We start from the raw sequence: 7,515 nt of genomic DNA, 5'->3' as shown, positions 1-7,515 counted from the left end.
CCGGGTCCGGCCGGCGTGCCGAGCGCGCGGGCCGTAGCCCGGCCCCGAGGATCCCCGTCCGGCCCTGCCCGCCGCGGCGGCCCGCAGGCTCACCACGTTGCTGGCCGACCGTTCCGGCGGCGGAAGCGGTGGCCGCCGGGGCAGCTCACCGGACCTCATGGAACTGCTCCCGCAGTGGCTGGCGGCGGCCAACGCGCACGGGTACGCGGCACCCCCGCAGACGCTTCCCGCCCTGCTGGACGCGGCCCGCGGCCGTACGGACCTGCGTCCGGCGGCGCTGGCGTTCGCGGGACCGCGGGCGCTGTGGCTGGCCCGGCTGAACACGGACTGGCGCTTCGCGCTGCGCGCGGCCCCTGGCGGGGGCACCGCGCTTCCCGAGCCCGGCGACAGCGAGGCCGTGCGCAGGCTGTGGCAGGAGGGGCTGTTCGCCGAGCGGGTGGCCCTGCTGGGCGCATTGCGCGCCGGTACGCCCGCGCTCGCGCGCGAGCTGCTCGCGTCGACCTGGCCGACGGAGCGGGCGGAGGACCGGCTGATGTTCCTCGACTCGTTGCGCACGGGCCTGTCCGCCGCGGACGAGCCCTTCCTGGAGCAGGCGTTGGGCGACCGCAGCCGCAATGTGCGGGCGACGGCGGCGGAACTGCTGTCGGCGCTGCCCGCTTCGGCGCTCGCCGCGCGCATGGCCGTACGGGCCGCGGCCTGTGTGGCCCTCGACCGCACGGGGAACGGACCGGCGATCGCGGTGGAGGCGCCGCTCGAGTGCGACTCCGGCATGGAGCGCGATGGTGTGGTGGCCACACCTCCCACAGGGAGAGGGGAACGCTCATGGTGGCTGGGGCAGTTGGTGGAGGCAGCGCCGCTGGGCACGTGGCCGGGACGGCTCGGCGGCCGGACGGCGCAGGAGATCGTGGCGCTGCCGGTGTCGGACGGCTGGCAGGGCGAGCTGCACGCGGCCTGGTGCCGGGCGGCGGTGCGGCAGCGGGACGCCGAGTGGTCGAGGGCGCTGCTCGGCTCGCCGTCGGCGCCGGAGGCCGGCGGGCCCGGCGCGGTGTCGCTGGCGGAACGCGCGAAGCTGCTGGCCTCCCTGGGCCCGGCGGAACGGGCGGCGTGGGTGGCCGGGTTCATCGCCACGCACGGGCTGTCGGAGGCGTTCCAGCTGCTCGGGGTGTGTGCGGTGCCCTGGGCCGCGCCGCTGGGCCGGGCTGTCGTGGACGCGCTCAACATCGCGCGGGACGCGGGCAGTTACCCCTGGAGCTTCAGCGGGGTGATGGGGCTGGCCGAGCGCTGCCTGGACCCCGCGGAGGCCACCCGGCTCGAGGCGCTGCTGGCGATACCGGACGAACGGGAGGACGCCGCGCCGGGGGCCGGAGGCTACTGGGCGGAGGCGTTCCAGCGGCTGGTGACCACGTTGCGGCTGCGGGCGGAGATGACCGCGGAACTCGCCCCGGACCGGCCCCCGCTCTCCGGCCGCACCGAGCCGTCGGCCCGACCGCCGGAAGCAGCCGCCCAACCGCCGGAGGCAGCCGCTCAGCCACTGGAGGCAGCCGCTCAGCCGCCGGACGCGGCCGCCTGACGGACGTTCTCCCGCACCCACTCCACGATCGACGCGGTCGTCGCGCCCGGTGTGAAGATCGCCGCGACGCCCTTCTCCCTGAGCGGCGGGATGTCCTCCTCCGGGATGATGCCGCCGCCGAAGACGAGGATGTCCTCGGCGTCGCGCTCCTTGAGCAGGTCGATCACCGCGGCGAACAGCGTGTTGTGCGCGCCGGAGAGGATGGACAGGCCGATCGCGTCGGCGTCCTCCTGGATGGCGGTGTCCACGATCTGCTCCGGCGTCTGGTGGAGCCCGGTGTAGATGACCTCCATACCGGCGTCGCGCAGGGCCCGCGCGATGACCTTGGCCCCTCGATCGTGGCCGTCGAGCCCCGGCTTGGCGACCACCACGCGGATCGGACCGGCTGCCACACCCATCACTGCCTCCATCAAACGACCACGGAAGCGATCGCTTCCGTCCGTAACGACAAGTACCGCACTTTTGGCGCGTTCCGCCACCCGTCGCGAAGTGAACGAACGTTATCTCCAGCATCCCGCAACCGGCAGTTTTACGGTGCGCAGCGAGGGGGAAATCACATGGTGGGACATGAGGGCACACGGGGGATCGAGCCGTCCTCCGGCGTGCCGACAGGAGGTCGGCCCATGAAGGTCACCGGAGTACTGCCGCTCTTTCTCCCGTTCTGCCGGCGCCTGTGGCCCGGCAGAATCGCCGGAATCTCCGTGGCACTGCTGAAGGCGACCGCCCTCGAGGCCGCGATCCTGGCCGGCCATCTCCTGCTGTACCCGACCGGCCTCACCCAGGAGCGCCGCTCCCCCGCCCTGCCCGCCGGCGACGGCACCGCCCAGCTGCCGGTTCGGTCCGGCCCGCCGGTGGTGCTGCTGCACGGTTTCATCGACAACCGCTCGGTGTTCCTGCTGCTGCGCCGCAACCTCGCCCAGCACGGCAGGCAGCGCGTCATTTCGCTCAACTACTCCCCGTTGACCTGCGACATCCGCGCCGCAGCCGAGCTGCTCGGCCGGCACCTCGAGGAGATCTGCGAGCGCACCGGCAGCGACCGGGTCGACATCGTGGGGCACAGCCTCGGCGGGCTGATAGCCCGTTATTACGTTCAGTGCCTGGGTGGCGACCTGCGGGTGCGCACCCTCGTCACGCTGGGTACACCGCACTCCGGGACCAGCGCGGCTCCGCTGGCCAACGCCCATCCGATCGTGCGCCAGATGCGGCCCGGTTCGGGGGTCATCGAGGAGCTGACCCGGCCCGCGCCCGGCTGCCGTACCCGGTTCGTCAGCTTCTGGAGCGACCTGGACTCCGTGATGGTGCCGCTGCAGACGGCCTGCCTGGAGCACCCCGACCTCGACGCGCAGAACGTCCGGGTGACCGGCATCGGGCATCTCGCCCTGCCCGTGCACCCCGCCGTCGCGGCCGGGATACGCGAGGCGCTCGACGCCCCGCACCCCGGGGACCGTGTCGCCGGCGACCTGACGGTGGCGTGACATTTCCGACGGCGGAGTGACGCACAGGTGACGAACAGTCACCACACATCGAACGTCAATCGAACTCTCGGCCAAACTCGTGTCCGGCGCCCCCCGAAACGCCGCCGAATGCCCGTTTACGGCGGGCGCGAAACCAGCTGAAGATTGTCGCGCCCAGGTACCGGCGGGTACAGTCGCCGCACTGCTCTGGCAGCCCCTGTTGTCGAGGCGAAAGAGAAGTTGGTGAACGACCGTCACCCGTCGGGGACCATGACCACCCCGGCCCCGGCTTCCGACGCCTCCGCCGCGCACTACGCGCCGTACGGAACGCATGGAGCCCCCTACGGCGACTTCACCACGTACGGCGGCTACGACACCACCGGTTTTCCGGACACCACCGGCTCCTTCTCCACGGACCCGCTCTTCGGCAGCCTGCCCGGGGAGCAGGGCACCGGCGCGTACGACAGCACGCAGTGGCAGACCGGCCAGACCCCGGGCTACGACCCGTACACGGCCCAGCACCACAGCGCCTACGACTCCGGCGTCCACGACTCCGCCTCCTGGACCATCCCCGCCCAGGCGACGGGCAACGACATCAGCGGCCAGTGGGACGCGAGCGCCTGGCTGCAGCCCGACCAGTCGGGTATCGCCGAACCGACCCAGCAGTGGGCGTGGGGCACCCAGACCTTCGAGTCGGGCACGTTCGACGCGACGCAGTGGAACTCCGGTGGCCAGGCCGTGCCGGCGGCGGCCGAGCAGGCTGGCGAACCGTTCGTCCAGCAGACCACCGCCGTCTTCGACCAGGTCGGCGACCCGCAGGCGACCGCGGCCTTCGCGCAGGTGCCGTACCAGCAGGGCCCGTACGAGGACGAGGCGGCGTACGAGGCCACCGCGTTCGGCGAACCCCACACCGGGGACGACGAGTCGAACGAGTCGGAGGCCGCGGACGAACCGTCCGCCGGGCCCGGCCTGCTGGACGACCAGGAAGAGAGCGTGCCGACGACCCGCGCCGGCGCACGCAGCGCCGCGCGCTCCCGCCGTCGTACGACCCCCAAGCGCTCCGCGCTGCTCACCGTCGCCGTGCCCTCGGCCTGTGTGGTGGGCGTCGCCGGCATCGCCGCAGCCTCGGTCGGCGCGTTGAGCGGCAACGGCCAGGACACCTCCGTCTCCGCCTCGGACGCGCACACGGTCAAGGCCTCGGCCGCCAACAGCAAGCTGGACACCCAGCTCAACACCCTGTCCGCCGGCGCTCACGACTTCGCCGACCGGGCGAGCCGGACACAGGAACGGCTCGACCTCAAGAACCAGCAGGAGCTGGAGAAGAAGAAGGCCGCCGCAGCGGCCGCGCTCAAGGAGCGGCTGCGCCCCAAGTTCGTGCTGCCGGTCTTGCAGAAGGGGCTCAGCGCCTACTTCGGGCAGGCCGGGGTGAACTGGATGTCCGTGCACACGGGCATCGACTTCCCCGTCTCGTACGGCACCACGGTGATGGCCGCGACCGACGGCGTCGTCTCCACCAAGTGGAACAGCGCCTACGGCAACATGATGATCGTGACGGCGAAGGACGGCACCGAGACCTGGTACTGCCATCTGTCCAGCTACCGCGTTCCCGCCGGGACGTCCGTCAAGGCCGGCCAGCCGATCGCCTACTCCGGCAACTCCGGCAACTCCACCGGCCCGCACCTGCACTTCGAGGTACGGCCCGCGGGCGGGGCGGCCATAGACCCGCTGCCGTGGCTGCGCAGCCACGGGCTCGACCCGACGTAGAACCCGGGGGCCTGAGCCCCCGGGGCCCCTACAGCTTCTCCACCGGCGCGTACCGCAGCAGCAGCCGCTTCGGCTTGGTGTCGCCGAAGTCGATCGTGGCCTCCGCGTTCGCGCCCGTGCCCTTCACACCGACGACCGTGCCGAGCCCGAACTGGTCGTGGGTGACCCGGTCCCCGACGGCCAGCGCGACCACCGGCTTCTCCGTGGTCCGCCGGGTGGCGAACCCGGACGCGCCCGACGCCGAGGAGCGCGAGCGGCTCGAGGACAGCGAGGCCGCGATCCCGGAGGCCGGGCCGGAGGACACCGGCGCCGTCGCTCCCGTCCGCTTCCAGTCCACATGGGTGGCCGGGATCTCCTCCAGGAAGCGGGAGGGCGGGTTGTACGACGGCTGGCCCCAGGCGCTGCGCATCGTCGACCGCGTGAGGTAGAGCCGCTCCCGCGCGCGTGTGATGCCGACGTACGCCAGGCGCCGCTCCTCCTCCAGCTCCTTGGTCTGGCCGAGGGCGCGCATGTGCGGGAAGACGCCGTCCTCCATGCCGGTCAGGAAGACGACGGGGAACTCCAGGCCCTTGGCGGTGTGCAGGGTCATCAGGGTGATGACGCCGGAGCCTTCCTCGTCCTCGTCGGGGATCTGGTCGGAGTCGGCGACCAGCGCCACCTGCTCCAGGAAGTCGGCCAGCGAAGTGGCCTCGCCTTCGCCGCGCTCCTGCTCGAACTCCCGGGCCACGGCCGCGAGTTCCTGGAGGTTCTCGATGCGAGTCTCGTCCTGCGGGTCGGTGGAGGCCTGCAACTCGGCCAGATAGCCGGTGCGTTCGAGCACCGCCTCCAGGACGGTCGCGGGGCCCGCGCCGGACTCGACGATCGTACGCAGATCCTCCATCAGCGTGTTGAACCGCTTGACGGCGTTGGTGGAGCGCGCGGCCATGCCGTACGCCTCGTCCACGCGCTTGAGCGCCTGCGGGAAGCTGACCTTCTCGCGCTGGGCGAGGGCGTCGATCATCGCCTCGGCGCGCTCGCCGATGCCGCGCTTGGGCACGTTGAGGATGCGGCGCAGCGGCACCGAGTCCTCGGGGTTGGCGAGGACGCGCAGGTAGGCCAGGACGTCCCGGACCTCCTTGCGCTCGTAGAAGCGGACACCGCCGACGACCTTGTAGGGCAGGCCGACACGGATGAAGACCTCTTCGAAGACACGGGACTGGGCGTTGGTGCGGTAGAAGACGGCGACGTCACCCGCCTTGGCCTCGCCCGCGTCGACCAGGCGGTCTATCTCGTCGGAGACGAACTGGGCCTCGTCGTGCTCGGTGTCGGCGACGTAGCCGGTGATCCGCGCGCCCTGCCCGGCGTTGGTCCACAGGTTCTTCGGGCGGCGGGACTCGTTGCGCTCGATGACCGCGTTGGCGGCGGACAGGATGGTCTGCGTGGAGCGGTAGTTCTGCTCCAGCAGGATCGTCGTCGCGTTCGGGTAGTCCTCCTCGAACTGCAGGATGTTGCGGATCGTCGCGCCCCGGAAGGCGTAGATCGACTGGTCCGCGTCACCGACGACGCACAGTTCGGCGGGCGGGAGGTCGTACCCGCCGGGCGGGGTGTCGCCCTCCTCGGCGGAGCGCTCCCCCGTGCCGACGAGTTCCCGCACCAGCGCGTACTGGGCGTGGTTGGTGTCCTGGTACTCGTCGACGAGGACGTGCCGGAAACGGCGGCGGTAGTGCTCGGCGACGTCGGGGAAGGCGCGCAGGAGGTTGACCGTCGTCATGATCAGGTCGTCGAAGTCGAGCGCGTTGGCCTCGCGCAGGCGCGACTGGTAGAGCGCGTAGGCCTGGGCGAGGGTCTTCTCGAAGCCGTCGGTGGCCTGGGCGGCGAAGTCCTCCTCGTCGATCAGCTCGTTCTTCAGGTTGCTGATCTTGGCGCTGAACGACTTCGGCGGGAAGCGCTTGGGGTCGAGGTCCAGGTCGCGGCAGACCAGGGCCATCAGGCGCTTGCTGTCGGCGGCGTCGTAGATCGAGAACGACGACGTGAAGCCGAGCTTCTTCGACTCGCGGCGCAGGATGCGCACGCACGCGCTGTGGAAGGTCATCACCCACATCGCGTTCGCGCGCGGGCCGACGAGCTGCTCGACACGCTCCTTCATCTCGCCCGCGGCCTTGTTGGTGAAGGTGATCGCGAGGATCTGGCCCGGGTGCACGTGCCGCTCGGCGAGCAGATGGGCGATGCGGTGGGTGAGCACGCGGGTCTTGCCCGAGCCGGCGCCGGCCACGATGAGCAGCGGGGAACCGGCGTGCACGACCGCGGCCCGCTGGTTGTCGTTCAGCCCTTCCAGCAGCGCCGCCGAGTCGATCGCGGGGCGCGGGGCGCCGTCGCGGTAGTACGCGTCCCGCTCCGGCGGCGCGTCGAACTTCCCGCCGAACAGATCGTCCGGAAGCGGCTCCGGAGCGTGATCGTCGTCGGGCGGCGGCGGGGGCTCCTCCTCGTGCCCGCGAGGGGCCTGGAGGTCCGCCAGGAAGCTGTCGTCAAAGAGGCTGCTCATCGCTCTCCGAGTCTAGGGCGCCCCACCGACAACCGGTCGCAGTCCCCGGAACATGGCCGGTTCCGGAAGAGAGTTGATCGTGACCGCGGAATGAGCCTCCGCCTGCTCACACAACGGAACCACCCGATGACACAGGAGCGAAACCTGCCCCAGGTCACGAAAATGTATCGGACATATCACGCACCAACCTTCACAGGAGTCACACG

General features: G+C 71.4%; 4 protein-coding genes and 1 pseudogene. 3 read left to right on the top strand and 2 right to left on the bottom strand.

The annotated features are described in order from the left end of the window. Nucleotides 1–1,570, top strand: a pseudogene (locus ABT288_RS38350) (DUF5691 domain-containing protein); the annotation flags it as partial. Here the strand turns inward: ABT288_RS38350 and icmB are convergent. Beyond that, the gene (icmB, locus tag ABT288_RS38345; protein ID WP_351618209.1) at nucleotides 1,546–1,968 is read right to left on the bottom strand and encodes a coenzyme B12-dependent isobutyryl CoA mutase small subunit; all 423 of its coding nucleotides are present in this window, start codon (nucleotides 1,966–1,968) and stop codon (nucleotides 1,546–1,548) included. The pseudogene ABT288_RS38350 and the gene icmB sit on opposite strands and share 25 nt — an antisense overlap. A 225-nt stretch (nucleotides 1,969–2,193) precedes the next feature. Here icmB and ABT288_RS38340 point away from each other — a divergent pair, with 225 nt between their 5' ends. Then, nucleotides 2,194–3,045, top strand: a complete 852-nt coding sequence (locus tag ABT288_RS38340; protein ID WP_351618207.1) for an esterase/lipase family protein — start codon at nucleotides 2,194–2,196, stop codon at nucleotides 3,043–3,045. Nucleotides 3,046–3,267: 222 nt separating this feature from the next. Then, nucleotides 3,268–4,788 carry a M23 family metallopeptidase gene (locus tag ABT288_RS38335; RefSeq protein ID WP_351618205.1) on the top strand — a complete coding sequence of 507 codons (1,521 nt, stop codon included), beginning with the start codon at nucleotides 3,268–3,270 and terminating at the stop codon, nucleotides 4,786–4,788. Nucleotides 4,789–4,816: 28 nt separating this feature from the next. Here ABT288_RS38335 and pcrA read toward each other — a convergent pair whose 3' ends face one another. Then, entirely contained in the window at nucleotides 4,817–7,309 is a 2,493-nt protein-coding gene (pcrA, locus tag ABT288_RS38330; protein WP_351618202.1) for a DNA helicase PcrA, read from the bottom strand. Between the last annotated feature and the right edge of the window lie 206 nt (nucleotides 7,310–7,515).

This window comes from Streptomyces sp. NPDC001093 (assembly GCF_040298985.1).
Lineage (GTDB): Bacteria > Actinomycetota > Actinomycetes > Streptomycetales > Streptomycetaceae > Streptomyces.
This window is presented reverse-complemented; position numbering and strand designations above follow the sequence as displayed.